This window comes from Streptomyces roseus, from assembly GCF_001044425.1.
In the GTDB taxonomy this organism is placed as follows: domain Bacteria; phylum Actinomycetota; class Actinomycetes; order Streptomycetales; family Streptomycetaceae; genus Streptomyces; species Streptomyces roseus.
Map to the genome: position 1 here is coordinate 162259 of NZ_LFML01000068.1, position 25243 is coordinate 187501.

21 protein-coding genes are annotated in these 25243 nt (G+C 71.5%); 12 read left to right on the forward strand and 9 right to left on the reverse strand.

What is annotated here, in order from left to right; translation table 11 throughout:
* Positions 1–117: 117 nt before the first annotated feature.
* A complete protein-coding gene (locus tag ACS04_RS17835) occupies positions 118–2241 on the forward strand; it encodes a DUF2075 domain-containing protein (RefSeq protein ID WP_048477733.1) in 2124 nt (707 codons plus the stop codon).
* Between the two features lie 55 nt (positions 2242–2296).
* Here the strand turns inward: ACS04_RS17835 and ACS04_RS39350 are convergent, their stop codons facing one another.
* The gene (locus ACS04_RS39350; RefSeq protein ID WP_245236426.1) at positions 2297–2425 is read right to left on the reverse strand and encodes a DUF6408 family protein; all 129 of its coding nucleotides are present in this window, start codon (positions 2423–2425) and stop codon (positions 2297–2299) included.
* A 189-nt stretch (positions 2426–2614) separates the two neighbouring features.
* The gene (locus ACS04_RS17840) at positions 2615–4486 is read right to left on the reverse strand and encodes a DUF2075 domain-containing protein (protein ID WP_048477614.1); all 1872 of its coding nucleotides are present in this window, start codon (positions 4484–4486) and stop codon (positions 2615–2617) included.
* Between the two features lie 506 nt (positions 4487–4992).
* Here ACS04_RS17840 and ACS04_RS17845 point away from each other — a divergent pair.
* Complete coding sequence (locus tag ACS04_RS17845; RefSeq protein WP_048477615.1) at positions 4993–5856, forward strand: beta family protein; 864 nt, start codon at positions 4993–4995, stop codon at positions 5854–5856.
* Positions 5857–6060: 204 nt separating this feature from the next.
* Here ACS04_RS17845 and ACS04_RS17850 read toward each other — a convergent pair whose 3' ends face one another.
* Complete coding sequence (locus ACS04_RS17850) at positions 6061–7743, reverse strand: SWIM zinc finger family protein (RefSeq protein ID WP_048477616.1); 1683 nt, start codon at positions 7741–7743, stop codon at positions 6061–6063.
* Between the two features lie 96 nt (positions 7744–7839).
* Positions 7840–8295, reverse strand: a complete 456-nt coding sequence (locus tag ACS04_RS17855) for an Lrp/AsnC family transcriptional regulator (RefSeq protein WP_048477617.1) — start codon at positions 8293–8295, stop codon at positions 7840–7842.
* A 131-nt stretch (positions 8296–8426) separates the two neighbouring features.
* On the opposite strand from ACS04_RS17855, the gene ACS04_RS17860 reads away from it, so the two are divergent.
* Positions 8427–9428, forward strand: coding sequence for an asparaginase (locus ACS04_RS17860; RefSeq protein WP_048477618.1), 1002 nt, complete (start codon positions 8427–8429; stop codon positions 9426–9428).
* Between the two features lie 55 nt (positions 9429–9483).
* Here the strand turns inward: ACS04_RS17860 and meaB are convergent, their stop codons facing one another.
* Genes meaB through ACS04_RS17875 form a run of 3 tightly spaced genes read right to left on the reverse strand, consistent with a single transcriptional unit; the run spans position 9484 to position 14579 of the window.
* A complete protein-coding gene (gene meaB, locus ACS04_RS17865) occupies positions 9484–10476 on the reverse strand; it encodes a methylmalonyl Co-A mutase-associated GTPase MeaB (RefSeq protein WP_048477619.1) in 993 nt (330 codons plus the stop codon).
* 9 nt (positions 10477–10485) lie between these two features.
* Positions 10486–12672 carry a methylmalonyl-CoA mutase gene (gene scpA, locus ACS04_RS17870; protein WP_048477620.1) on the reverse strand — a complete coding sequence of 729 codons (2187 nt, stop codon included), beginning with the start codon at positions 12670–12672 and terminating at the stop codon, positions 10486–10488.
* Entirely contained in the window at positions 12669–14579 is a 1911-nt protein-coding gene (locus ACS04_RS17875; protein WP_048477621.1) for a methylmalonyl-CoA mutase family protein, read from the reverse strand. Before ACS04_RS17875 ends, scpA begins: the two co-directional genes overlap by 4 nt.
* 834 nt (positions 14580–15413) lie before the next feature.
* On the opposite strand from ACS04_RS17875, the gene ACS04_RS17880 reads away from it, so the two are divergent.
* Genes ACS04_RS17880 through ACS04_RS17905 form a run of 6 tightly spaced genes read left to right on the forward strand, consistent with a single transcriptional unit; the run spans position 15414 to position 21214 of the window.
* The gene (locus tag ACS04_RS17880) at positions 15414–16346 is read left to right on the forward strand and encodes a TauD/TfdA dioxygenase family protein (protein ID WP_048477622.1); all 933 of its coding nucleotides are present in this window, start codon (positions 15414–15416) and stop codon (positions 16344–16346) included.
* 31 nt (positions 16347–16377) lie between these two features.
* The gene (gene ssuE, locus ACS04_RS17885) at positions 16378–16941 is read left to right on the forward strand and encodes an NADPH-dependent FMN reductase (protein WP_048477623.1); all 564 of its coding nucleotides are present in this window, start codon (positions 16378–16380) and stop codon (positions 16939–16941) included.
* A gap of 40 nt (positions 16942–16981) precedes the next feature.
* Entirely contained in the window at positions 16982–18019 is a 1038-nt protein-coding gene (locus tag ACS04_RS17890; protein WP_048477624.1) for an ABC transporter substrate-binding protein, read from the forward strand.
* A 5-nt stretch (positions 18020–18024) separates the two neighbouring features.
* Positions 18025–18867: an ABC transporter ATP-binding protein gene (locus ACS04_RS17895; RefSeq protein WP_048477625.1), complete on the forward strand. Its 843-nt coding sequence runs from the start codon at positions 18025–18027 to the stop codon at positions 18865–18867.
* Positions 18864–19850 (forward strand): ABC transporter permease, encoded by a 987-nt coding sequence (locus tag ACS04_RS17900; protein ID WP_048477626.1) that lies wholly within the window; start codon positions 18864–18866, stop codon positions 19848–19850. Before ACS04_RS17895 ends, ACS04_RS17900 begins: the two co-directional genes overlap by 4 nt.
* 32 nt (positions 19851–19882) lie before the next feature.
* The gene (locus tag ACS04_RS17905; protein ID WP_048477627.1) at positions 19883–21214 is read left to right on the forward strand and encodes an LLM class flavin-dependent oxidoreductase; all 1332 of its coding nucleotides are present in this window, start codon (positions 19883–19885) and stop codon (positions 21212–21214) included.
* 63 nt (positions 21215–21277) lie between these two features.
* On the opposite strand, the gene ACS04_RS17910 is transcribed toward ACS04_RS17905, so the two are convergent.
* A complete protein-coding gene (locus tag ACS04_RS17910; RefSeq protein ID WP_048477628.1) occupies positions 21278–22198 on the reverse strand; it encodes an NADP-dependent oxidoreductase in 921 nt (306 codons plus the stop codon).
* A 50-nt stretch (positions 22199–22248) separates the two neighbouring features.
* Positions 22249–22962 carry a DUF2470 domain-containing protein gene (locus ACS04_RS17915; protein ID WP_048477629.1) on the reverse strand — a complete coding sequence of 238 codons (714 nt, stop codon included), beginning with the start codon at positions 22960–22962 and terminating at the stop codon, positions 22249–22251.
* Between the two features lie 163 nt (positions 22963–23125).
* Here ACS04_RS17915 and ACS04_RS17920 point away from each other — a divergent pair, with 163 nt between their 5' ends.
* The 3 genes from ACS04_RS17920 to ACS04_RS17930 all read left to right on the forward strand — a co-directional run bounded on the left by ACS04_RS17920 (position 23126) and on the right by ACS04_RS17930 (position 25210).
* Positions 23126–23521: a cell division protein SepF gene (locus ACS04_RS17920; protein WP_048477630.1), complete on the forward strand. Its 396-nt coding sequence runs from the start codon at positions 23126–23128 to the stop codon at positions 23519–23521.
* A 67-nt stretch (positions 23522–23588) separates the two neighbouring features.
* Positions 23589–24818 carry an AAA family ATPase gene (locus ACS04_RS17925; RefSeq protein WP_245236427.1) on the forward strand — a complete coding sequence of 410 codons (1230 nt, stop codon included), beginning with the start codon at positions 23589–23591 and terminating at the stop codon, positions 24816–24818.
* Entirely contained in the window at positions 24815–25210 is a 396-nt protein-coding gene (locus tag ACS04_RS17930) for a nucleotide pyrophosphohydrolase (RefSeq protein WP_048477632.1), read from the forward strand. The genes ACS04_RS17925 and ACS04_RS17930 overlap by 4 nt, the downstream gene beginning before the upstream one ends.
* Positions 25211–25243 lie beyond the last annotated feature (33 nt).

Consider the following 25243-nt stretch of genomic DNA (forward strand, 5'->3'; position numbering starts at 1 on the left):
GACGTCGCGACGTTCCTTAAGATCACCGGAACCGAAATGCGGCCCGACGGGCTTCCGACGAGGACATGCCCCCACCCGCACGAGTCACTCGTGCCCTGGGGGAACCACCACGTGTCCATGCTTTTGCTGAAGTTGTCGGCACAAGATCTGCTCACGCTGAACGCTCGCCGCCGTATGGTCCCGCACCTTGCCGCCCGATGGCGGCATTTCCGGGGAGCCGACGCTTCGCTGTCCGAGCGGTCCGCATGGGCGGAGAGCCTGGTGAGCCTTGCGAACGACCTCGTTGCGGCAGGGCGCGGGAACGTGGAGATGATCGTCGAATGCGCCGCGACGATCGACGAGGGTGACCGGCCCGGTGATCCCCGGCTCATCGACGTCGTCCTGGTGGGCCGGCATCCGGAGCGGAGCGGGCCGTCCGTGCAGTTGGTCGAGTTGAAGCGCTGGTCGATGGTGACGCGGGTGGAACGGGCCACCGCGGAGCTTGTCCACGTGACGGGAATGGGCGAGAAGAAGCACCCGGCTCTTCAATTGCGCGAGTACTACAGGGCGTTCACGAGCGAACGCGGACCCTTCGGGAACGTCGACTTCGCGTGCGGTGGTTTCGCCTACCTGCACAACGCCACGGAGGATTCGGTGCGCCCCCTGATCGACGTGGATGCACCGGTGGGCGCCTACGCACATGTCTACACGCGTGACCGGCGGGAGCAGTTGCTGTCCGCCCTCCGCCGGCACTTCGCGGAAGACGGTGCCATGTCCCAAGCGGAGACCATGCTGCAGAGGATGGGGCTGCGTAACACGCCCCTGCTCGACGCGATGATCGAGTCCCGCGGAGACGACACCGTATTCACCCTGCGGGGAGCGCAGAAAGAGGTCGCTGATCAAGTCCTGGAGGCTGCCGCGAAGGTACTCCCGGATCCCGAACGTCCTGCCCTCGTCCCGGACGAACGGCGCGTGGTCTTCCTGGTGACCGGTGGAGCCGGTACGGGCAAGAGCGCGATCGGCCTCCAGATCAAAGCGGAACTGGAGGCGCAGGGGCGGACGGTCAAGTACGCCAGCGGTAGCAGGGCCTTCAACGGAGCACTTCAGGAGCACGTCGGTTACGGAGACCGGGAGTTCAGGGAGTCCTTCACCTACTTCAGTAGCTTCGTCACTCCGCCGGACCCGCCGCTGGACGTGTTGATCTGCGATGAGGCGCACCGTCTGCGCGATCGGTCCACGAACCGGTTCTGGAAGCCGGAGGACTGGGGCACCGGCCCGCAGGTCGACGAGCTTCTGGCGGCTGCCCGGCTCACCGTCTTCTTCCTCGACGAGGGCCAGTCGGTCCGGCCGAACGAGGTCGGCACCGCAGCCCTCATCGAGGACGCGGCCAGGAGGCACGACGCCCGACTCGTCCCGAGCAATCTCCGGGAGCAGTTCCGGTGTGGCGGCAGCGACGAGTACATCCGGTGGGTACGGGCGATGCTCGGAGTCTCTGGCGAGCCCGTCGAGCAGTGGCGGCCGGACGGGCTGATGCACATCGAAGTGGCGGACACTCCCGAGGAGCTCGAACGGATCATCCGTACCGAAGCGCTGGCGGGCGCGTCCGGACGGATCGTCGCGGGCTACTGCTGGCCCTGGACGAAACCGCTCGGCAAAGAACGCCGACTCGAGGCCGATGTACGGATCGGTGACTGGCACCGTCCGTGGAACGCCGACAGTGACAGCTATTGCGCCGGAGGTCAGGCGCCTCCGGCGAAGACCTGGTCCGTCGATGCGAACGGGCTCGGACAGATCGGCTGCGTGTACACGGCGCAAGGTCTCGAATGGGACTGGTGCGGGGTGATCATGGGCGAGGACATGGTGCGCCGTGGAGACAAGTGGGTCTTTCGCCGGGGCAAAGAGTGCAAGGAAGAGGGCTCGAAGATCAAGCGGGTGGGTCTGCCCGGCTCGTTCGACCCCAAGGTGCGACCGGGCAGCGTTGACGAGGAGGAATTCGGCCGACTGATCCGCCACGCCTACCACGTGCTGATGACCAGGGCCAGCCGCGCAACGGTCCTCTACTCCACCGATGCCGAGACGCGTGCCTACCTCAAGGAACTCGTCGGTGAAGTCGAGATCCACGACTTGCGTCCCACCTGGGCGAACCTGCCACCGGAGGCCCGCAAGCCGCATCTTCCGAGGCCGCGCCGAGGAGCGGGCGGTCGAAGCAAGCGGAAGCGGAAGGCGAAGGAGACGAAGGGCCCGGACCTGAAGCTGTTCTGACGCACAACGCCGAGGAAGTGGGTGGCGGGCTCTCCGGGCCCGTCACCCGCCTGCGTCAGAAGAGCAGGCTCGCAACCGCGGCCAGAGCCGCCACCAGAAGGTTGGAGACGACTCCCGCAGCGATGTCGATCAGGATCTCGCGGATCCGCTCACGACGCGCAGACTTGTACTCGACCGAGGTCATGGCCACTCCAGAGCAGTGAGATGCGGAATGGCAGGGGGACGCCCTACCGGGTATCCACGCCCACGTCAGGTGTCGCCACCTGACGGGCACAACCATTCAGCATTCGCCACCTGTTGGAGCCGGCCCATGCACCACCGCCTCGTACCCTCCGGGAAGGTGCGCAGCCCAATGATGTTAACCCCTTCGGGATCATCGGGCTGTGGGAATCAGTGAGCGAAGCTTCGCGCGGGTCTCGGCGTCCGTCGAGTAGACGACCGTTCCGATCATGCCGCGGGTCAGGAGCACCTTATAGGTGTTGCGGATGAGGCGGTCGACATCATCATCCGGTGTCGCCTTGGTGAAGGAAGGGTCCTTCGAGGCGGTACGGTCGGCCACCCAGCGGTCGGTCCGCCAGACCAGGTCGGGGCCTATGATCACGCCCGACCAGTCGTACTCGAAGCCCTGGGCGGTGTAGACGCAGCCGACCTGGCCGAACCCCGCGGGTTCGGTCGCCCAGAGCGGAGCCGGCGGTGCGCCCAGAAAGGATCGGTCGCCGTACAGGTTCCACGGCCTCGACCAATTGCCGATGACCACGTCCGGGGGGAGTGACGTCATCGACGGAGTGATCTTCGTGGTCCACTTCCAGCAGTAGCCGGCGGAGAGCCGGGCGCCGTACCCAAGCGCACGTTTGCCGCCGAGGAACTCCTCCAGCTCCTGCGGGCTGTCCACTGTCAGCAGCTCCAGCTTGCCGTCGGGCTCCCATTCGATCGGTCCCTCGCCCTCCAGGCCCAGGAGACCGGTCACCCAACGCAAGTAGGCGTCGCTGCCTCCACACCGGAACTGGCTGTCCAGCTTCACCAGCGTGAAGTCCACTCCTTGTTCGGCCGCAGCCTGGCTGATCTGCTCGACCGTTCCCATCTCGCCGGGACGCACCACCTGGTGCTGGTCGAGGAGGAAAACCGGTACCCGTGCCGCGTCGATAAGCTCCGCCACCTGGGGGCGTCCCGTGCGCAGGGAGGCCTTCGTGTAGCGGTTGGCGGAGGTCTTGCGGAGCCGGTGTGCCTCGTCGCACACGAGCACCTCGATGCCGTTGGGCTCGGCCTCCATGAAGCTGTTGAAGTAACGGAACAGGCGCTGGACCTCGGGCTTGCGGGTGCCCGCAACCTTGCGCATGGTCTTCGTGAACGATTGCGATCCGGTGGCGTGGAGGGCCGATACTCCGCGCCGGTACAGGTCGCCGAGTACGGACAGGGCGATCACGCTCTTGCCCGATCCGGGGCCGCCGGTCACGACGACCACCTGCTTGCGGTTGGAGCGGTGCGCCCTGCGCACCGCCGCCATCACCGTCTCGTAGGCGACCCGCTGTTCGTCCAGCAGGACGAACTGCTCCCGGTCGCGGACCTCGTTGGCGGCCACGGTCATCAGCTGTTTGGACGGCCGCACCCTGGCCTGCAGGAGATCGTCGGCGGCGGCTGCGCCAGGCTTTGCGGCCAGCTTCGAACGCAGGAAATCGAGGAACGCACCGCGCTGATCAGCGGTGAACATGCGGCCGCGGCGGTCCTCCTCGACTTCGCGCAGCCCGGAGACCCTGACCTCGGCTGCGTTGTGGAGGAAAGCCACTCCGGCGACGGAGTCGGGGCTCTGTTCGAGGGCCCCGTTGAACGAGACCAGGTAGTCGCAGTAGCCCCGTACCTGTTCGATGGGGTTCAGTACGGGCTCGCGGTAGGAGGGCACGCTGCACCGCAGCGGATCGTCGTCCACAGGCTGGGCCTCGGTCCACTGCTTGAGTTCCACGACGACGTACGATGGTTCGCCGGAAACCGGATGCACACCGGCCAGTACCACGTCCGCGCGCTTGCTCGTCAGCGGCAGCCCGTACTCCAGCAGCATCTCGACCTCACCGAGACCCGCTTCCACCAGAGCGTGGGTGAGGGCGGGAATGCTGCGCTCCCAGGAGCGAACCTCCGCAGCGTGCGGCTTGTGGCCGTGCCGGTGAAGGAAGTTCTCGCTGAGTAGCTCCGCCAGCCGGCTCTCAAGGCGAGTGCGGTTGGCCAAGGACGCGGCGGACTCACGGAACAGCAAGAAATCGCCCCCAGGCAGCACGGAGTAGCTCGTGCGGGTGGGGGCGTGTCCTTCGGTGCCACGTGAAGTGGAGCGGAAGCCCGGCGGGCCGCTGAGATTGTCTTCGTCATCCTATGGCAGTGCGTGGATCATGCAGTCAGGCGGCGAATCACGATCCGAGGCTAGGGGGCGTCGGGACCGTTCGCTGAACGTGCCGGGCGCAACAGCGGTACAGCCGTTTCTCCGGAAGCTCGAATGATGGCCGAAAGGGCACCCTTTCCTCGTTCGTCGCGAATGCTCACCCTGGTGCCGGAGGGGTAGCTCGCGGGCAGCGCCAAAGGGGGAAGCCGCCATGACCGGGCCGCTGTACGTTCCTGTCCTACCGACCCGGCCGCATGCGGTCGCCGCCTACTCTCGACTCCAGCCGGCCGCCCAGAATGCACTGGCGCCCGTTTGAAACCTGCCGCCGCGCCCAGGACTGTCGCCGGCGGAGCTCGCCGCGCAGGTCCGTAGGGGATCTGGCCGCGGTGTCCAGGGTCCAGCGATACCGTCCTGCGTGGCTGGATGCCCCCTTCGCCGGCACGGAGGAGTTGCCCGTACTCGCAAAGCTGTTGCCCGAAGCTGGCTCCTTCGGGCCGTTGCGCCCGGTGACCGGGCCGGGAAGGCCCGAGGCACAGCAGGCCGTGGCACTGGAGACGGCCCGGGCGGCCGGTGACGGGCTGGGGGTACGCGTTCGGGTTCTGGGGGAGTGGGACAGCCGTACCAGCGACGATGTTCGCCACCTGCTCCAGCGGTCCGACCCGGTAGTCCGGGTGGATCTCCTCTTGGACCTGGGCGCCGTTCGCGCCGACAGGCCCGACGCGGGCAAAGAGGCACTGCGCGCCTTGGATTCTCTCGTCCCGCTCGCTCCCTGGCGAACTGCCGCTGTCCTCGGCGGCGGATTCCCCCACGTCTCAGCCGACATGCTGGACCACGGATTGTGCGAAGTGCCCCGAACGGATTGGCGCATATGGCACGAGATAGGTGTCAGCGGTCGTTCGTACCGCGAACTGCTCAGCTACCGTGACTACGGGATCCAGCCCGCCGAAGCCATCAGCCGGGCCCCTCGCTCAGGTGGTGGACCGTCCTGGGGCTTCTTGCGCTACACGCTCGACGGGAGCTTCGTGCTCGGCAGGATGCTTGCCTCGGGCAACACCCGGACCGCGCGCAACCGTGCAATCGCCCATGAGTACCTCGCACATCCGGGCTTCCGGGGCGCGGCTGCCAGCGGCGGCGAGAGCTGGTTGCGTGACTGCGCGCAGGGTCTCGGCCGAGGGGGAACGGGGAACTTCAGTACCTGGCTGCGGGTCGGGAACTTACAGCACATGACCTATGCCGTGAGGCAGCTGTGACTGCATGGATCCCCGCCGACGTGCAGGACCGATCCGCTCCCGGCGGCCCCCGTGGGTGCGGCCGAGGAGCATCAACAGACCGCGCAGCATGGCGGAGATCGGGGGATGTGCTCCGAGGATGGCTCTGCGCATTGGCGGCGCCATGACCGGAGAGCGCGGCCGTCTCTCCCCCCGCCCGCGGACCGTGGCCCGGGTCGTGCGGAGCTACAGGCCGTGTTGGTCGAGCAGCGCCGTCAGATTGCGCTTGCGTTTCTGGGCTGTGCGGAGGGTGGTCATGTAGATGGCGAACTCGTCCTCCGTGTCCAGAGCGCGGTGGCAGGCGCGGGCGCTGAGGAGTAGCTCCGTCAGGCGCTCGTACGTGGCGTCGCCGGTGCGGGTGAGGAGCGGGCCGATCAGTCGGAGGTAGACGGCCAGGGCGTCTGCGGGGCGTTCGTTCCGGGTGCGCTCCGCGAGGATGAGCCATTGGGTGTCGTCGGCGTGGCCTTCGCCGGCCGCGTCCCAGCCCGCGTCGAGGTCGCCGTCGTCCAGCAAGGCGTCGACCAGGGCAGAGCGGGGACGCCCGAGGCCCTTGTGGGACCGGGCATCCGCGCGGAGCGCGTCCAGTGCCCGAGTCCGCTCGGTCTCTTCCCAGCCTCCGACCGCGCGGGCTGCCGTACGCAGCTGCTGGTACGCGGTGAGGGAGCGGCGGCGCAGGAGCACCTCACGACGGATGCGCACGACATCGGCCGGGCGGCCGGCCCGGATGTGGCGCTCGCACGCGAAGTCCACCAGGCGCGGATCCGGGCCGTGGCCGGGATCCGCCTCACGCAGGCCGCGTTCCGCCCAGTCCAGGGCTTCGGCCGGGCGGCCCGCTCGCTCCAGCTCCTGGGCGATCAGCAGGTGGGTGGCGCCCGACGGGTCCAGGTCCGCGGCGTGGAGGGCGATCAGCGCGTCCACGCTGCCCTCCATGCGCAGCAGTTGGTCCATGAGGTCTTTCGCGGCCCAGTGCTCGGGGTTCTCGCGTAGGGCTGCCGCGGCGCGTTCGTGCGCACGTGACAGGCCCGCCGCCTTCAGGACGTCCGCGTATTCGGGCAGGAGGATGCCCGTGGCGTCGCTCAGGTCGCTCAGGAGATGGTCCACCAGCCAGTCGGCGGTCTGGTCCGGATCCGGGTGGGCTGCGAGGCAGGCCTCGAGGTGGGCTGCGGCCAGTCCGTCCGCCACATCGCCGACGACCCCGCCCGAGTCGTCGATTTCCCCGTACGTCCGGGCGAGCGCTTCGATCGCGGACCGTGACAGCCCTACGGCTTCCGTCGCCCTCCCGGTCTCCGTCAGCGTGCGCACTACGGATACCGCCTCCGCGGCCTGGAGCCCGTAGGCACGGGCGTCCGCGTACTCGACGCAGCCGTACCGGGCGAAGGGCCGCGTGTCGAGCAGAGCCAGGATGCGCTCCCGTACGGCGCCGGGATCGTCGCCGGCGGCAGCTGCCCGCAGTTCCAGCCGCCGGCGCAGGTGACGGTCGGCCGCGATCTGCTCCCTTACCAGAGACAGGAGTTCGTCCCGGGTTCGGGTCTCCAGCCAGGTGGTGAACTGTCGGCCGCGGGATGCGGCGGCAGCACGATGCTTCGGTACCGACTCCGCTTGCTCCAGGACGGCCAGACCCACGGCCACGCAATGCTTGCAGAAGTTGCCTTCCTGCCCGTAGGGGCAGTCGCACCACCCGGTGAGGCCGTTCTCGTGCTCCGTCAGCTCGACCCCGTAGACGTCGGTGCCGTCGACGGTGGCGGTAATCGTCCTCTCCCCGATCTCCAGAGCGGACACACTCGACAGGTATCCGAGGCCGCGCTCGAACGACCGGGCCCCGGCCAGTCGCCGCAGATCGTCCCGTCCGAATCCCAGTGTGTTGCTCATGGCTCCCATTCAAATCGCAGTCCGGTCCGTGCCTCAACGGCCCGAGGCAGACCATGTCCCCTTCGCCGGCGCCGGCGCCGACGTCCGGGAGCGGGGTCAGCGGTCGACCGGGAGGCCCGTGGGTTCCTTGATGCGCTTCATGATGATCTGGGAGTTGACCTCGGTGATGCCCGTGAGGGCCGTCAGCTTTTCGATCCAGAGGCGTTCGTACGCGCGCAGGTCCGCCACCGCGATGCGCAGCAGGCAGCCGGGGCTGCCGAAGAGGCGGTAGGCCTCGATGACGTCGGGGATGTCCTGGAGAGCGGCCTCGAAGGCCTCGACCGCCTCCCGGTCGCGGCGCACCTCCACCGAGACGAGGACCTCGAAGCCCCGGTCGACCGCTTCCGGGGCGATCACCGCGCGGTAGCCCTGGATCACCCCGTCCTGTTCGAGCTGGCGTACCCGCCGCATGCAGGGGGAGGGGGTCAAGCCGACGCGCTGGGCCAGCTCCTGGTTGCTGAGGCGGCCGTCGGCCTGTAGCTCGCGCAAGATTTCTCGGTCGATCGCGTCCATGGAGCAATTATCCACCAGGGGCAAGCGGTGCGCCGAGTGGAAGACGCAATCACATTGCGTCCATATCGCTCTATCATTGCTGCTTTGGGTACGTGTGTGCGACCTGTGGACGAGTGAACGGAAGGGTGGCCATGGGACGGATCGTCGTCATCAGCACCGGCGGCACGATAGCCAGCCGCTGGCAGGGTGCCGGCTTCGCGGCCGACGCCGACGGGCGTGAGGTCATGGCCACCGCGCCGCTGCCCGAGGACATCACCATCGAGGTGGTGGACCTGTTCAGCGTGAACAGCCCCCGGCTCACCACCGCCCACCAGCTCACCCTGCTCCGCACCGTGCACGAGGTGCTCGCCGATCCGGGCGTGGACGGCATCGTCGTCACGCACGGCACCGACACCCTGGAGGAGTCGGCGTTCCTCGTCGACCTGCACCACCACGACCCGCGCACCGTGGTCTTCACCGGCGCGCAGCGGCCCATGGGCACCGCGGACGGGGACGGCCCCGGCAACCTGTACGACGCGCTGCTCACCGCCGCGAGCACGCGCGGGCTCGGCGTGCTGATCGCCTTCGGCGGGCGCGTGCACGCGGCCCGCGGCACGGTCAAGACGCAGGCGGTGGCGCTGGACGCGTTCGCCGACCCCTCGAAGGAACTGCTCGGGAAGATCGGCTTCGGCAAGGTCACGATGCTGCGCGCCCCGCAGCGCCCCGAGCCGCTCCCGCTGCCGGCGATGCCGGAGGTGCCGCCGCGGGTGGACGTCGTCATGCACCACGCCGACGGGGACCCGGTGCTCCTGAACGCGGCGGTCGCGGCGGGCGCCCGGGGGCTCGTGCTGGTCGGTACGGGGGCCGGGAACGCGACCCCCGAGATCGTGGACGCGGTACGGGACGCCATCGCGCGCGGCGTGCTGGTCGCGCTGACCACACGGGTTCCCGCCGGGCCGGTGACGGAGATCTACACGCACGGCGGCGCGGTGGACCTGGTGGCGGCGGGAGCCGTCGCGACCGGCACCCTGCGCGCCCCGCAGGCGCGGATCGCCGTGCTGTCGGCGCTGCTCGCCTCCGAGGACGAGGCGGAACGCGTCCGCATCCTGCGGCGCAGCGTGTCCTCGGACGGACCGGCGCTCGTCACCGCCTGAGGCCGGTGCTCGCGGGGGCGGCTCCGCCGCCCCCGCCGCTCAGCCGCCCCCCCGCTCAGCCGCCGCCGGTGCCGAACGCCGCCAGGATGCGGTCCGCCGCCGAGGTGGGCGTGACCGTGCCCGCACGGATCGCCGCCTCCAGGCCGGGTGACAGCTTGCGTACCGCCGGGTTGCCGCGCAGCCGGTCCAAGAGCTCGTCGCGCACCATCGACCAGGTCCATTCCACCTGCTGCTGCGCCCGCTTGGCCGCCAGACGGCCTCCCGCGTCCAGCAGACGGCGGTGCTGCTCCAGGCGGTTCCACACCTCGTCCAGACCCGCCGACTCCCGCGCGCTGCACGTGAGGACCGGCGGGGTCCAGGCCGCGTCCGCCGGGTGCATCAGGCGCAGCGCGCCCGACAGCTCCCGCGCCGCCGCCTTCGCGTCGCGCTCGTGGGGCCCGTCCGCCTTGTTCACCGCGAGGACGTCCGCCAGCTCCAGCACGCCCTTCTTGATGCCCTGGAGCTGGTCGCCCGTACGGGCCAGGGAGAGCAGGAGGAAGGAGTCCACCATGCCGGCGACCGTCGTCTCCGACTGGCCCACGCCCACCGTCTCGACGAGGACCACGTCGTAGCCCGCCGCCTCCATCACGATCATGGATTCGCGGGTCGCCTTCGCCACCCCGCCCAGCGTGCCGGCCGAGGGGGAGGGGCGTACGAACGCCGCCGGGTCCACCGACAGGCGTTCCATCCTCGTCTTGTCGCCGAGGATGGAGCCGCCCGTGCGCGTGGAGGAAGGGTCCACCGCGAGGACCGCCACCCGGTGGCCCAGCCCGGTCAGCATCGTGCCGAACGCGTCGATGAACGTGGACTTGCCGACCCCCGGCACCCCGCTGATCCCGATCCGGCGCGCCCGCCCCGTGTGCGGGAGCAGCTCCGTCAGCAGTTGCTGCGCCAGCGCGCGGTGGGCGGGCAGGGTGGACTCGACGAGGGTGATGGCGCGCGCGACGAACGCGCGCTTCCCGCCGAGCACCCCCTTCGCGTAGGCCTCGATCTCGATCTTCGGAGGCATCCGCCGCGCCTACAGCTCGTGGCCCAGATCCGCGGCCAGCCGCGTCACCAGGTCGTGGGCCGCGTCCGGGATCACCGTGCCGGGCGGGAACACCGCCGCCGCGCCCATCTCCAGCAGCGTCGGTACGTCGGCCGGCGGGATCACCCCGCCCACCACGATCATGATGTCCTCGCGGCCCTCCTCCGCCAACTGCTCGCGCAGCGCCGGTACGAGGGTCAGGTGACCGGCCGCCAGCGAGGACACGCCCACCACGTGGACGTCCGCCTCGACGGCCTGGCGGGCCACCTCCGCCGGGGTCTGGAACAGCGGGCCGACGTCCACGTCGAAGCCCAGGTCGGCGAAGGCGGTGGCGATCACCTTCTGGCCGCGGTCGTGCCCGTCCTGGCCCATCTTGGCGACCAGGACGCGCGGACGACGGCCCTCCGCCTCCTCGAAGCGGTCGACCAGTGCGCGCGTGCGCTCCACGTTCGGGGACTCCCCTGCCTCGGTGCGGTACACACCCGAGATCGTACGGATCTGGCTCGCGTGCCGCCCGTACACCTTCTCCAGCGCGTCCGAGATCTCGCCCACGGTCGCCTTCGCGCGCGCCGCGTCCACCGCCAGCGCGAGCAGGTTGCCGTCGCCGCGCCCGGCCGCGTTCGTCAGCGCCCGCAGGGTGTCCTGCGTGACCGCCTCGTCGCGCTCCTCGCGCAGCCGGCGCAGCTTCTCGATCTGCTGCGTGCGCACCGAGGAGTTGTCGACCTTGAGCACGTCGATCTGCTCGTCGTTCTCCACCCGGTACTTGTTCACGCCGATCACCGGCTGGCGCCCCGAGTCGATCCGCGCCTGCGTACGGGCGGCGGCCTCCTCCACGCGCAGCTTCGGGATGCCCGCGTCGATGGCCTGCGCCATGCCGCCGGCCGCCTCGACCTCCTGGATGTGCTGCCAGGCCCGGCGCGCGAGGTCGTACGTCAGCTTCTCGACGTACGCGCTGCCGCCCCACGGGTCGATCGACCGGCAGGTCCCCGACTCCTGCTGGAGCAGGAGCTGGGTGTTGCGGGCGATGCGCGCCGAGAAGTCCGTCGGCAGCGCGAGCGCCTCGTCGAGGGCGTTGGTGTGCAGCGACTGGGTGTGGCCCTGGGTCGCCGCCATCGCCTCGATGCAGGTGCGCGTCACGTTGTTGAAGACGTCCTGGGCGGTCAGCGACCAGCCCGAGGTCTGCGAATGGGTGCGCAGCGAGAGCGACTTGGCGTTCTGAGGGTCGAACTGCTTGACGAGCCGCGCCCACAGCAGGCGGGCGGCGCGCAGCTTCGCGACCTCCATGAAGAAGTTCATGCCGATCGCCCAGAAGAACGACAGGCGCGGCGCGAAGGCGTCCACGTTCAGCCCGACCGCCTGCCCCGCCCGCAGGTACTCCACGCCGTCCGCGAGGGTGTACGCCAGCTCCAGGTCGGCCGTGGCGCCGGCCTCCTGGATGTGGTAGCCGGAGATCGAGATGGAGTTGTACCTCGGCATGTTCTGCGAGGTGAAGGCGAAGATGTCCGAGATGATCCGCATCGAGGGCTTCGGCGGATAGATGTAGGTGTTGCGGACCATGAACTCCTTGAGGATGTCGTTCTGGATGGTCCCGGCGAGCTTGTCGGGGGAGACGCCCTGCTCCTCCGCCGCCACGATGTAGAGGGCGAGGACCGGCAGCACGGCGCCGTTCATCGTCATCGACACCGTCATCTTGTCCAGCGGGATGCCGTCGAAGAGCTGCCGCATGTCGTAGATCGAGTCGATCGCCACGCCCGCCATGCCGACGTCGCCCGTGACGCGCGGGTGGTCGCTGTCGTAGCCGCGGTGCGTGGGCAGGTCGAAGGCGATCGACAGGCCCTTCTGGCCGGCCGCGAGGTTGCGCCGGTAGAAGGCGTTCGACTCCTCGGCCGTCGAGAAGCCCGCGTACTGGCGGATCGTCCAGGGCTGGTTGACGTACATGGTCGGGTACGGCCCGCGCAGGTACGGGGCCACGCCCGGGTAGGTCCGCAGGAAGTCGAGGCCCTCCAGGTCCCGGCCCGTGTACAGCGGCTTCACGCCGATGCCCTCGGGGGTCTCCCACAGCAGGTCTCCGGCGGCGGTCCCGGTGGACTCCTTGACCGCCGCGCGCCACTGGTCCTCGGACCCGGCCGCGGCGGCGCCGCCGCCCAGCGCGAGGGTGGAGAAATCGGGGATGCTCACAGGGAGACTCCCATCCGGTCGAGTACGGAGGACAGTACGGCGACCGCGTCGCAGCCCGCGAAGACGTACTCGTCCACGGCGCCGGCCGAGGTGCCGGGCTTGCCCGCGAGGAACACGGTCGTCGCGCCGGCCGAGCGCAGGGCCGCGGCCACCGCCTCGGCCTGCTCCTCGTACAGCGGATCGCTGGAGCACAGCACGGCCATGCCGTCCGCGCCGCTCGCCGCGTAGGCCCCGGCGGCCGTCGCCGGGTCCACCGACACCGGGTCGTGGACCGGGGTGATGCCGCCCGCCTGGAACAGGTTCGCGGCGAAGGTGGCGCGCGCGGTGTGCGCCGCCGCGGGTCCCAGTGCGGCGAGGAAGATCCGCGGGCGGTTCCCGGTCGCGGCCAGGTGCGCGTCGCTGCGGGCGCGCAGCGCCTCGTACGCCTCGTCGCGCCGGACGCGGGGGAGCCCGCCGGTGGGGCCCGGCGGGGCGGGCTCGCGGTCGAGGGGCTTCTCCGAGAGCAGCGGGAACTCGCTGACGCCCGTGATGGGCTCACGGCGCTTGGCGAGCTTCTTGGAGCGCTCGGCCCAGGTGGCGGCGAGCCGGTCGGCGACCAGCCCGGAGCGCAGGGCGGCGGCCAGGCCGCCGGCCTTCTCGATCGTCTGGAAGAACTCCCAGGCGGCCTCGGCCAGTTCGCCGGTCAGCTGCTCCACGTAGTACGAGCCGCCGGCCGGGTCGATGACGCGGGCCAGGTGCGACTCCTCCAGGAGGATGGTGGAGGTGTTGCGGGCGATGCGGCGCGCGAAGGCGTCCGGCAGGCCGATCTCGTGGTCGAAGGGGAGCACGGTGACGCAGTCCGCTCCGCCGACGCCCGCCGCCATGCAGGCGACGGTGGTGCGCAGCATGTTCACCCACGGGTCGCGACGGGTCATCATCACCGGCGAGGTGACGGCGTGCTGGCGCTGGGCGCCGGCCTCGGGGGCGCCGCAGGCCTCGGCGATGCGCGCCCACAGGCGGCGCGCGGCGCGGAACTTCGCGATGGTGAGGAACTGGTCCGCGGTCGCGGCGTAGCGGAATTCGAGCTGGCCGAGGGCGGCGTGGAGGCCGAGGCCTCCGGCGGGGGCGGTGTCGCCTTCCGCGCCGGCGCCGGAGGCCTCGGCCTCCGTCAGGGCGCGCAGGTAGGCGACACCGGTCGCCAGGGACAGGCCGAGTTCCTCGGCGGCCGAGCCGCCGGCCTCGTGGTACGGCAGCGCGTCGACGGTGAGCGCGCGGACGCCGGGCCAGTGCGCGGCGGCCTCCCGGGCGAGGCCGACCGCGTCGGCGAGGTCCACGGCCTCACCCGTACGGGCCTCGTGGCCCAGGGGGTCGGCGCCCAGGCTCGCGCGGGCGGCCTCGGGGGCCACCTGCCGGTCGGCGTACAGGCGCAGCAAGGCGCGGGCGGCGTCGGCGTATTCGGCTCCGGCGTCGAGGGAGACGGGGGCCAGGTCGAGGTAGACGCCGTCGAGGGCGCGGGGCAGCGCGTCGACGGGGAGGCCGCCGCAGCCTTCGCCCACGGCCAGCCAGAGGGAGGTGACCCCGTTCTCGAGGTCGGTGAGGACGGCCTCGTTCACGCGAACGGGGTCGCTCCCCACGTACCGCTGACGTACGTCCCAGCCGCCGGCCGCCCCGCCGGCGGGGGTCGCGCCCCGTACGAACGGCGCGAACCCGGGGAACCCGGTCTCGTCTGCCGCCTCGGGCGCGGTGTACAGCGGGCGGGTGGTGAGCCCGTCCTCTAGCTTCGTGGACAACGCGTCTTCTGCGGCTTCGCCGGATACGTCCTTGCCGGACTTGCGTAGAACGCCCTCTACCAGGCGCTGCCACTGCTCATGCGTCGCGTCAGGGAACTCGGCGGCCAAGGAGAGCCCGTCATCAGGCAGGACCGTCATGGCTCGAATGCTAGGGGGGCCGCCTCGGGAACGACTATAACCACCGGATGTGATCTCCCCCTCTCATGTGAGACGGGGAGGGTCACGAAAGAGCACCCCGGGACAGGTGTGCGCGCCGGGGCGTCCGGTGCCGGGCTGCGGCCGGGGCGCCGCCCGGGGGCTGTCGGGCCGTGGTCGGGCCGTTGCCGGGCCGTTCCCGTGCCGTTGCCGGGCCGCTCTCGGGCCGCTCTCGGGCCGGTGCCGTCGGGTGCGTGGCGGTCGCGTTGCGAGGGCGTGAAATCCGGCCACGGTTTTCAGCCGTCCGGGGGTGTGGGAACCGGTCGTCGCGGCGGCCGATAGGGCAGGTCAGGGGTGGGGCTCCGAGGCGCTCGGGGGTCCCCGTCCGGGTTTGTTTCGGGGTGTGGGGCGGGGCTTGACCCGTCCGGGGGTGGCTGACACGCTCCGAGCCATGTCCGCGTTCGAGCTTTCCGCCCCGCGGCTCCACACCCCCGGCCCCTGTACCGCGCCGGGTGCGTGTCCGGGCCGCTGTCAGGCCCCCCGCCGCGCCTGAGCCCCGCCCAGGGCCCCATCGACGACCGCTCGCCATCCGAGCCGGTCCTCGGCCGCGTAACGGCCGCGTGCCGGCCCGCGTGCCGGCCGTCCCCGTCCCGACGTCCGTTCGGCCCGAGGACCGTGGCCCGCGGACCGTGACCCCGGCCCTCGGCACCCGTCCGGCCCGCGGTCGCACCCCGTCCCCCCGGCCCGCACGCGGGCCGGGACCCTCCCGTCGCTCCGCCCGACCAGCCCGTGCCGGACCCGCCTTCGGCATGCCCTGAACGCACCCAAGGAGTTCCCATGACCACCGCCACCCGCACCCAGCCCCTCGTCACCCGGATCGGCGGCCGGATCGGCGCCGAGATCGGGGGCGTGCGGCTCGGGGGTGAGCTTCAGCCGGAGGCCGTCGCCGAGATCCGGGCCGCCCTCCTCGCCCACAAGGTCGTCTTCTTCCGCGACCAGGACCACCTCGACGAGGCCGGCCACGAAGCCTTCGCCCAGCTGCTCGGCACGCCCGTCGCCCACCCCACCGTGCCCTCCGCCGACGGCCGCTACGCCCTCGGGATCGACTCCCACCACGGCGCCCGCGCCAACCAGTGGCACACCGACGTCACCTTCGTCCCCGCCTACCCCGCCTTCTCCATCCTCCGCGCCGTCACCATCCCCCCGTACGGCGGCAACACGCTGTGGGCCAACACCGCCGCCGCCTACGCCCACCTCCCCGAGCCGCTGCGCGCCCTCGCCGACGGCCTGCGCGCCGTCCACACCAACGAGTACGACTACGCCGCCCTCAAGCCCGACGCGCTCCCCGAGGCCCTCGCCCAGTACCGCGAGGTGTTCACGTCCACGAAGTTCCGCACCGAGCACCCCGTCGTCCGCGTCCACCCCGAGACCGGCGAACGCAGCCTGCTCCTCGGCAACTTCGTCCAGCGGATCGAGGGCCTGACCGGTCAGGACTCCCGTGCGCTGGTCGACCTCTTCCAGTCGCACATCGAGCGCCCCGAGAACACCGTCCGCTGGCAGTGGCGGGCCGGTGACGTCGCGATCTGGGACAACCGCGCCACCCAGCACTACGGCGTCGACGACTCCGACGACCACGAGCGCACCCTGCGCCGGGTGACGGTCGACGGCGACGTGCCCGTCGGCCCGGACGGGGTGCCGTCCCGCCTGATCAGCCCCGAGACCGTCCCCGACCCGTCCTTCGGCATCCCGTCGGGCGCTTCCACCGCCTGACCCGCAGTCCGTACCAAGCCCAGGAGGCACCGTGCCCACCCTGCTCGCCCTCACCGGCAGCCCCTCCCCGCACTCCCGTACCGCCGTCGTCGCCGACCACGTGCTGCGCCGGCTCGCCCACGCCGGGTTCGACACCGCCCACCTCGCCGTACGGGAGCTCCCCGCCGCCGATCTCCTCTCCGCCCGCCGCGGCGAACCGGAGATCCGCCGGGCCCTCGAAGCGGTGGCGGAGGCCGACGGGATCATCGTCGCCACCCCGGTCTACAAGGCCTCGTACACCGGCCTGCTCAAGGCCTTCCTCGACCTGCTCCCGCAGGACGGGCTGGCCGGCAAGACGGTCCTGCCGATCGCCACCGGCGGCAGCCTCGCCCACGTCCTGACCCTCGACTACGCCCTGCGCCCGGTGCTCGCGGCGCTCGGAGCGCGGCACGTCACCGCCGGCCGGTTCGTCCTGGACTCCTCCGTCGAGCGCGGGACCGGCCCCGGCCGGCTGCGGCCCGAGGCGGAGCTGGACCTCTTCCAGGCCGTCGACGAGTTCGCCGGGGCGCTCAGCGCCCAGACCTCCGCGGCCGCCCTCGCCACCACCGCCCCGTAGCGGCCCCGAAACCACCGATTCCCGAACAAGGACCACCTCCATGCCCGCAGCCCTCGCCTCCACCACTTCCCGACGCCAGTTCCTCACCCTGCTCGGCATCTCGGCGGCCGCGGTGAGCTGCGGCACGGCCACCGCAACCGGCGGATCCGGCGGATCCGGCAAGCAGGTCACGACCCTCAAGTACCAGGGAGCCGTCGGCGCGGTCCTGCTCCCCGAGCTGGCCGCGGACCTCGGCTACCTGGAGGGCCTGACCCTCGACTGGGTCGGCAACACCATCAGCGGCCCCCAGGACATCCAGTCCGCGGCCACCGGCCAGACCCACTTCGGCGGAGCCTTCAACGGCGCGATCGTCAAACTCGCCGCGAGCAAGGCCCAGATCCAGTCCGTCATCTCCTACTACGGCTCCGACAAGGACACCTACCTCGGCTACTACGTCCTGGAGGACAGCCCGATCCGCTCGCCCCGCGACCTGATCGGCAAGAAGGTCGGCATGAACACCCTGGGCGCCCACGCCCAGGCGCTGCTGGAGATCTACCTGGAACGCGGCGGCATCTCCAGGGCCGACGCGGCGAAGGTCGAGTCCCTCGTGGTCCCGCCCGTCAACACCGAGCAGGCCCTGCGCCAGAAGCAGATCGAGGTCGGGGTGCTCAGCGGGGTCCTGCGCGACAAGGCCCTCGCCTCCGGCGGCATCCGCCCGCTGTTCAAGGACCACGAGCTGCTGGGCGCCTTCAGCGCCGGGTCGTACGTGATGACCCGGCGGTTCATCAAGGAGAACCCCGACACCGTACGGACCTTCACGACCGGCGTGGCCAAGGCCATCGAGTGGTCCCGGACGACCCCGCGCGAGGAGGTCATCGCCCGGATGACCGCGATCGTCAAGAAGCGGGGCCGCAACGAGGACACCTCCACGCTCCAGTACTGGCGCTCGTACGGCGTGGCCGAGACCGGCGGCCGGATCGCGGACAAGGAGTTCCAGCTGTGGATCGACTGGCTCGGTGAGCGCGGCGAGGTCAAGAAGGGCCAGCTCAAGGCCTCCGACCTGTACACGAACGAGTTCAACGGCCAGGGGAAGGGCTGAGCGCCGTGGCGAAGATCGTGTTCGAGTCCGTGACCAAGACCTTCCCGGGCAAGCAGGCGAAGGGCAGGAGGGCCGGGGCCCCCGGCGGGGGCGCCTTCACCGCCCTCGACGGCGTGGACCTGGAGATCCGGGCCGGGGAGTTCGTGGTGGTCGTGGGCCCCAGCGGCTGCGGCAAATCCACCCTCCTCGACCTGCTGGGCGGCCTGGCCCGGCCCACCTCCGGCCGGATCCTCCTCGACGGGGAGCCGGTCACCGGGCCCGGCCTGGACCGGGGCATCGTCTTCCAGCAGTACGCCCTGCTGCCCTGGCGCACCGCGCTCGGCAACATCGAGTTCGGACTGGAGGCGACCGGCGTTCCGCGCCGTGAACGAAAGGAGCGGGCCCGGGAGTTCCTGGACCTCGTCGGCCTCGCCGGATTCGAGGACCGCCACCCGCACGAACTGTCGGGGGGCATGCGCCAGCGCGTGGCGATCGCCCGTTCCCTCGCGTACGACCCGGACGTCCTGCTGATGGACGAGCCGTTCGCCGCGCTCGACGCGCAGACCCGCGAATCCCTCCAGGACGAGCTGCGCCGCATCTGGCAGCGCACCGGCAAGACCGTCGTCTTCATCACGCACGGGATCGAGGAGGCCGTGTACCTCGGGCAGCGGGTGGCCGTGATGACCTCCCGGCCCGGCCGGATCAAGGAGACCGTCCCCGTCTCCTTCGGCGACCGGGCCACCGGCGCCGGCGGGGAAGAGCTGCGCTCCAGCCCCGAATTCGCGCGCTACCGCCACGAGATCTGGACCCTGCTCCACGACGAGGTGGCCCGCGCCCGCCAACTGGAGAAGGAGGAGGCCACCGTATGAGCACCGGAACCGATACGAAGAGCACCGTGGTCGAGGCGGAAGCCGATCGGGCGGACGGGGGGCGCCCGCCCGCGCCGGCGCCCGTACGGGAGCCCGCGCCCGTACGCGAATCCGCGCCCGTACGGGAGGCCGCGCCCGTACGCGAATCCGCGCCCGTACGTGAACCCGCTCCGGCCCCGCCCGCTCCGGCTGCCCCTGCTGCCCCTGCCGTCCTGCGCGCCGTCGCCCGGTGGCTGCGCGCGGCGGCCCTGCGCTCGGCGGCGATCGTCGCCCTGCTCGCGCTCTGGGAGGCGGCGCCCCGGCTCGGACTGGTGGACTCCACCTTCCTCCCGCCGGTCAGCGAGGTCGCGGGGGCCTGGTGGGAACTGGCGGGCAACGGCCAGCTCGCCGAGCACACGCAGGCCAGCCTGGTCCGCTCCTTCGGCGGCTTCGGCATCGCCGTCGTCGTCGCGGTCCCGCTCGGCCTGCTGATCGGCTGGTACCGCCCCGTCGCGGTGCTGCTCGGCCCGCTGCTGGAGGTGTTCCGCAACACCGCGGCCCTCGCGCTGCTGCCGGTGTTCGTGCTGCTGCTCGGCATTGGCGAGACCTCGAAGGTCTCGATCGTCGTCTACGCCTGCGTCTGGCCGATCCTGCTGAACACCATCAGCGCCGTCGGCAACGCCGATCCGACTCTGGTCCGACTGGCCCGGTCCATGGACCTGTCCACGCCGAAGCTGTTCCAGAAGGTGATCCTCCCGGCCTCCGTACCGGCGATCTTCACCGGCATCCGGCTGGCCGGCGCCGTCTCGATCCTGGTCCTCGTGGCCGCCGAGATGATCGGCGCCAAGGCGGGTCTCGGCTACCTGATCAACGCCTCGCAGTTCAACTTCGCGATCCCCGAGATGTACGCGGGCATCGTCACCATCTCCGCCATCGGCGTGGCCTTCAACCAGCTCCTCGTCAGCGTCGAACGCCGGCTCAGCCTCTGGCGCGTCCCCGCCTGACACCCGTCTCTCCCACCCGAGGAACCACCACCATGACCGCACCCCGGACCCTCCACCTCAACGCCTTCCTCATGAACGCCGGGCACCACGACGCGGCCTGGCGCCACCCCGGCAGCAGTCCCGAGCGGGTCACCGACCTCAGGTACTTCCAGGAGCTGGCGCGGACCGCCGAGCGCGGGCGGCTCGACTCGATCTTCTTCGCCGACGGACTCGCCCTCTGGGGCAAGGCCCGCTACAACGCCCTCGGCGGGTTCGAGCCGCTCACCCTGCTCTCGGCCATCGCCGCCGTCACCGAGCACATCGGGCTGATCGCCACGGTCTCCACCACCTTCAACGAGCCCTTCCACCTCGCCCGCAAGTTCGCCTCCCTCGACCACATCAGCAACGGCCGCGCCGGCTGGAACATCGTCACCTCCGGAACCGTGGACGAGGCCCGCAACTTCGGCCAGGACGAGCACCTCGAACACGGCCTGCGCTACGAGCGCGCCCGCGAGTTCCTCGAGGTCGCCACCAAGCTCTGGGACAGCTGGGAGGACGACGCGATCGTCCTCGACAAGGAGCGCGGCATCTACGCCGACACCGACAAGCTCCACCCCGCCGCCCACCGCGGTACGTACTTCGGCGTCGCCGGCCCGCTCAACGTGCCCCGCTCCCCGCAGGGCCACCCGCTGCTCGTCCAGGCCGGCTCCTCGGAGGACGGCAAGGAGTTCGCCGCCCGGTACGCCGAGGCCGTCTTCACCGCCCAGCAGACCCTCGCCGACGGGCAAACCTTCTACAAGGACCTGAAGTCGCGCCTCGCGAAGTACGGCCGGAGCGAGTCCGACCTCCTCGTGCTGCCCGGCATCGCCCCCGTCATCGGCTCCACCGAGGCCGAGGCCAAGGCCCTGGAGCAGCAGCTCACCGACCTCCAGGTGCCGGAGTACGGGCTCGCCCAGCTCTCCGGCATGCTCGGCACCGACCTGACGGGCCTGCCCCTGGACGGCCCGCTCCCCGAGCTCCCCGAGGAGCGGGACATCAACGGCAACAAGAGCCGCTTCACCCTCGTCGCCGAACTCGCCCGCCGCGACGGGCTCAGCCTGCGCGAACTGATCGCCCGCCTCGGCGCCGGGCGCGGCCACCGCGTCTTCGCGGGCACGCCCGAGCAGATCGCCGACCAGCTGGAGCAGTGGTTCACGCAGGGCGCCGCCGACGGGTTCAACATCATGGCGCCCGTGCTGCCGACCGGGCTCACCGACTTCGTCGACCACGTGGTGCCGATCCTGCAGCGGCGCGGCCTCTTCCGCACCGAGTACACGGGGGCGACCCTGCGCGAGAACTACGGCCTCGCGCGCCCGGCGAACCGGTACGCGCGGGCCGCCTCCTGAGGGGCTCCGCCGGCTGAGCGCGCGGCCGCCGGAGCCTCGTACTCCGGCGGCCGCCGCATGCCGTCAGACGGTGAGGACGATCTTGCCGCGGGTGCGGCCCGACGCGCTGAGCTCCCAGGCCTTCGCGGCCTCGGCGAGCGGCAGTGCGTGCTCGACGTTGACCGTGAGGCGGCCCGCGTCGGCGAGCTCCGCCAGGAAGGTCAGATCGGCGGTGTCCGGGCGCACCCACAACTGGTGCGCGCCCTTGGCGGCGGCCTCGTAGTCGGCGATGGAGACGACCCGGGGGCGTTCCTTGACGAGCGACTGGAGCATTTCGACGGCGCCGTCCCCGTGGAAGTCCAGTCCGGCGTCGATGCCTTCGGGGGCGAGGGCGCGGATCCGGTCCGCGAGGCCCTCCCCGTACAGGACGGGCTCGGCGCCGAGCGAGCGCAGGTAGTCGTGGTTGTGCGCGCCCGCCGTGCCGATGACGCGCAGGCCGAGCGCGACGGCGATCTGCACGCCGAAGGAGCCGGTGCCGCCGGCCGCGGAGTGGATGACGACGGTCTCGCCGGCCCTGAGGCCCGCGCGGGTGAGGGACTGGTACGCGGTGAGGCCGGCCAGCGGGATGCCCGCGGCCTGCTCGAAGGTCAGGGTCCGCGGCTTGCGGGCGAGCGTGCGGACCGGGGCGGAGACCAGTTCGGCGTAGGTGCCGAGCTCGACCCACTCCTTGCGGACGTACCCGTAGACCTCGTCGCCGACGGAGAAGTCGAAGGTGTCGGGGCCGACGGCCTCGACGACTCCGGCCACGTCCCAGCCGGGTATGACGGGGTGGCGGACTTCGAGGATGGGGTCCAGGTATCCGGCGGCGATCTTCCAGTCGACCGGGTTGACGCCGGCCGCCTTGACCCGGACCAGCACCTCGCCGGGGCCGACCTTGGGCGGGCTTACGTCAACGAGCTTCAGGTTCGGGGTGGTTCCGTATGCGTCGTACGTGATTGCCTTCATGATCGCCCCCAACGGGGCGCCCGGGGTGCCCTATTCCCGTACGGGACCTCTCAGGCGGGCAGGCTGTTGCGGTGCGAGCGCCGCCGGGCCGCGCTGAACAGGGCCTGGATCTGCACCCCGGACTGCTCGACGTCGTCCAGCGGGGAGGGGAACGCGAGCCGTACGTCCCGGTGGCCGCGGTGCAGCTCCAGGCGCAGGGTGATCCCGTACCGGTCCATGGCGAGCGGCAGTACGCGCAGGACCGCGGCGGCGGGCAGCGGCCGGACCAGGCGCAGGAGGAGCGTGACGAGCTCGGCGTGGTCGTCGAGGAGGTGGGTGAGCATGCCGGCCTCGTACGGGGCGAGGGGGTCGGGGCGGGCCGCGTCGAGCTCTTCGAGGCCGACGCAGGTGCGTCCCTCGTCGGTCTCCAGGACGGCCCGGCCGAATTCCATGCAGGTGGAGTCGGCGCCCTCGTCCGTGTAGGGCGTGAGCAGGCGGCCGGTGATCGTCACGCGGGCGCGCACGCGGTCCCGTACGGGGGTGGGGGCGATGTCGGTGAACTCCAGCCGGATGGAGGGCCGGTGCTCGGATTCGCCGCCGGGCTCGGACGGGTGCAGGTGCAGCCGGCCCATCGGGTCCGATCCGTCGAGGTGGCGGACTTCGCTGCTCAGCCCGTTGGTGACCACGGTCATGGAGTGGGCGGCGGCCAGGATCGACCGGACCCGCTCGGCAGGGGCGGGCCGGCCGGCGGCCGGGGTGGCGGGGGCGGCGCCGGGCGTGTGCATGCGGGATCTCTCCATCGTCGTGAGCAGCTGACTTAGGTATGCCTAACCTAACCTATTCGCTTCTGTGGGAGTACCCCGTGTCGCTCGTGTCGTAGTTGGGCTGAACGGGTGAAACGCGAGAGGATGGGGGGATGCACATGAAGCGCACGGCCGAGGCGGCCCGGTGAGCAGGTACGACGTCACGGACGAACAGTGGGAGGGGCTCGCGCAGGTGGTCCCCCTGCGCAGTCGCAACGAGTGGCCCTCCCGGGTGGACCACCGCACGATCCCCACGGCGCCGGGGGCGTCCGCGGCGGAGCAGCGGCGCTTCGTCGTGATCCGGGTCCAGATCTTCGCCGACGCGCGGGAGGTGGCCGAGTACCTGATCGCGCAGATCCCGGTGCTGCTCGACCTCACCGGCGCGGACGGCGAAGTGGCCAAGCGGATCCTCGACTTCAGCAGCGGCGTGGTCTTCGGGCTGGGCAGCGGGATGCACCGGGTGGACCGCAACGTGTTCCTGCTGGCGCCCGTCGGGACCGAGGTCGAGGGGATCGCGGCCGCCGCCGTCCCCCGATCGTAGGAAGGTCGCCGGGGCGGAACGGTTCGCCGGACCCATCGGGGGTCCGGCTGGCCGTACCGTCCGGCGCATGGACGCCACCTTGGACTCGGGCGCGCAGGCGGACCCCGCCCCCGCCCGGTTATCCGCTCCCGCTCCCGCTCCCGCCGCCGACGCGCTTCGGGCTGCCGCCGTCGTGCACCACCGGCCCGTCGTCACCGAGTTGCGGCTCTCCGCTTTCGGGGCGCACCGCGGCGCCGTCTTCGCGCTGGGCCCCGTGACCTTCCTCGCCGGGCCCAGCGGCAGCGGCAAGTCCCAGGTCCTCGCCGCCTACGGGGCGCTGGCCGCGCTCGGGGCCGGGGCCACCCTGGAGGAGGCGTTCCCCGATCCGCGGGGCCGCGTCCCCGACCGGGCGCTGCCCGACGGACAGGGGCGGCGCGGGTTCCGCGTCGGCTGCACCGTCGACGGCCCCGTCGGTCCCGTCCGCCTCGACCTCGCCGTCCAGGCCGAACCCACGCTCCGGATCGTCGGCGAACGGCTCGCGGTGGACGGGCAGATCCTGCTCGCCACCGCCCTGCGCGACCCCGGTCGGCGCTCCGTGCAGGCCTCCTGGCTGACCGGCGGAGCCGTCGGGGTCACCCGGGCCCCGCTCCCCGACGACCGGCTCGGCACCGCCCTGCTGCCGCTGCGCGTCGCCGGCTCGACGGCCGGCCAGCGCCACGTCCTGGCCGCCGCCGAGCAGGTGGTGGTGGCGCTGCGCTCGGTGTTCCCCTGCGACCCGTGCCCCGACCGGATGCGCGCACCCGTCCCGCAGGGCGAGGGGCGGCTGCTCGGCGACTGCGCGAACCTCGCCGACGTCCTGCGCCGGACCCGCCACGAGTGCGGCACCCGCCACGCGCTGCTCGCCGCGGCCGCCCGGACCGGATGCGCGGGCCCGGTCGAGGGGCTGGACGTACGGGCCGCCGCGCACGGCCCGGTCACAGCGGTCCTGGACCGCGGCGGAGCCGCGCCCGCCACGGAACTGGGCCGGCTCGGCGCGGGCGAACTCCGCTTCCTGGCACTGGCGCTGGTCCTGCTGACCGGCCCCGGGGTCCTCGCCATGGACCCGGCCGCCGAGCTGCTCTCCGCCCGGCAGGCGCTGACCGTCCTCGCCGAGGGCTTCGACCGCGACCTCGACCGGCGCCAGTGCGCCGAGCTGCTGAGGCTGGCCCTGCTCTCCTGCGGCCGCGGCCATGTCCGCCTGCTGGCGGCGGCGGGGGAGACTGCGGCCGCGGCCGCCCGTGTGACCCCGGGAGTGACGGTGGTAGACCTGACGCCATGAGTGACGAGCAGGGAGTACAGCGCGGGGAAGAGCCGCACCCGACCGAGCGGCTGCACCGACTCCAGCGCCGGCTGGCCGAGTTCGCCGCGGCGCGCGGGTGGGAGCCGTACCACACGCCCAAGAACCTGGCCGTGGCGCTGAGCGTGGAAGCGTCCGAACTGGTCGAGATCTTCCAGTGGCTGACCCCGGAGGAGTCGGCGAAGGTCATGGAAAATCCGGAGAGCGCGCACCGCGTGGCCGATGAGGTGGCCGACGTGCTGGCGTATCTGCTGCAATTCTGTGAGGTTCTCGGGGTGGATGTGCTGGATGCGCTCGCCGCGAAGATCGAGAGGAACGAGCTCCGCTTCCCGGTGACAGGGGCTCCGACATCGAATTGTCACTCTTCGGAGTGATGGCGTCGTCCACAACCATGATTGTGTCCACAG

What these genes read in the sequence shown, in the direction of transcription:
- ACS04_RS17915 (WP_048477629.1), bottom strand. Translation starts at nt 22,962, where the DNA reads ATGCACACGCCCGGCGCCGCCCCCGCCACCCCGGCCGCCGGCCGGCCC.
- ACS04_RS17910 (WP_048477628.1), bottom strand. Translation starts at nt 22,198, where the DNA reads ATGAAGGCAATCACGTACGACGCATACGGAACCACCCCGAACCTGAAG.
- ACS04_RS17880 (WP_048477622.1), top strand. Translation starts at nt 15,414, where the DNA reads ATGACCACCGCCACCCGCACCCAGCCCCTCGTCACCCGGATCGGCGGC.
- ACS04_RS17905 (WP_048477627.1), top strand. Translation starts at nt 19,883, where the DNA reads ATGACCGCACCCCGGACCCTCCACCTCAACGCCTTCCTCATGAACGCC.
- ACS04_RS17900 (WP_048477626.1), top strand. Translation starts at nt 18,864, where the DNA reads ATGAGCACCGGAACCGATACGAAGAGCACCGTGGTCGAGGCGGAAGCC.
- ACS04_RS17855 (WP_048477617.1), bottom strand. Translation starts at nt 8,295, where the DNA reads ATGGACGCGATCGACCGAGAAATCTTGCGCGAGCTACAGGCCGACGGC.
- ACS04_RS17860 (WP_048477618.1), top strand. Translation starts at nt 8,427, where the DNA reads ATGGGACGGATCGTCGTCATCAGCACCGGCGGCACGATAGCCAGCCGC.
- ACS04_RS17930 (WP_048477632.1), top strand. Translation starts at nt 24,815, where the DNA reads ATGAGTGACGAGCAGGGAGTACAGCGCGGGGAAGAGCCGCACCCGACC.
- ACS04_RS39350 (WP_245236426.1), bottom strand. Translation starts at nt 2,425, where the DNA reads ATGACCTCGGTCGAGTACAAGTCTGCGCGTCGTGAGCGGATCCGCGAG.
- ACS04_RS17835 (WP_048477733.1), top strand. Translation starts at nt 118, where the DNA reads ATGCTTTTGCTGAAGTTGTCGGCACAAGATCTGCTCACGCTGAACGCT.
- ACS04_RS17890 (WP_048477624.1), top strand. Translation starts at nt 16,982, where the DNA reads ATGCCCGCAGCCCTCGCCTCCACCACTTCCCGACGCCAGTTCCTCACC.
- meaB (WP_048477619.1), bottom strand. Translation starts at nt 10,476, where the DNA reads ATGCCTCCGAAGATCGAGATCGAGGCCTACGCGAAGGGGGTGCTCGGC.
- ACS04_RS17850 (WP_048477616.1), bottom strand. Translation starts at nt 7,743, where the DNA reads ATGAGCAACACACTGGGATTCGGACGGGACGATCTGCGGCGACTGGCC.
- ACS04_RS17875 (WP_048477621.1), bottom strand. Translation starts at nt 14,579, where the DNA reads ATGACGGTCCTGCCTGATGACGGGCTCTCCTTGGCCGCCGAGTTCCCT.
- ACS04_RS17925 (WP_245236427.1), top strand. Translation starts at nt 23,589, where the DNA reads ATGGACGCCACCTTGGACTCGGGCGCGCAGGCGGACCCCGCCCCCGCC.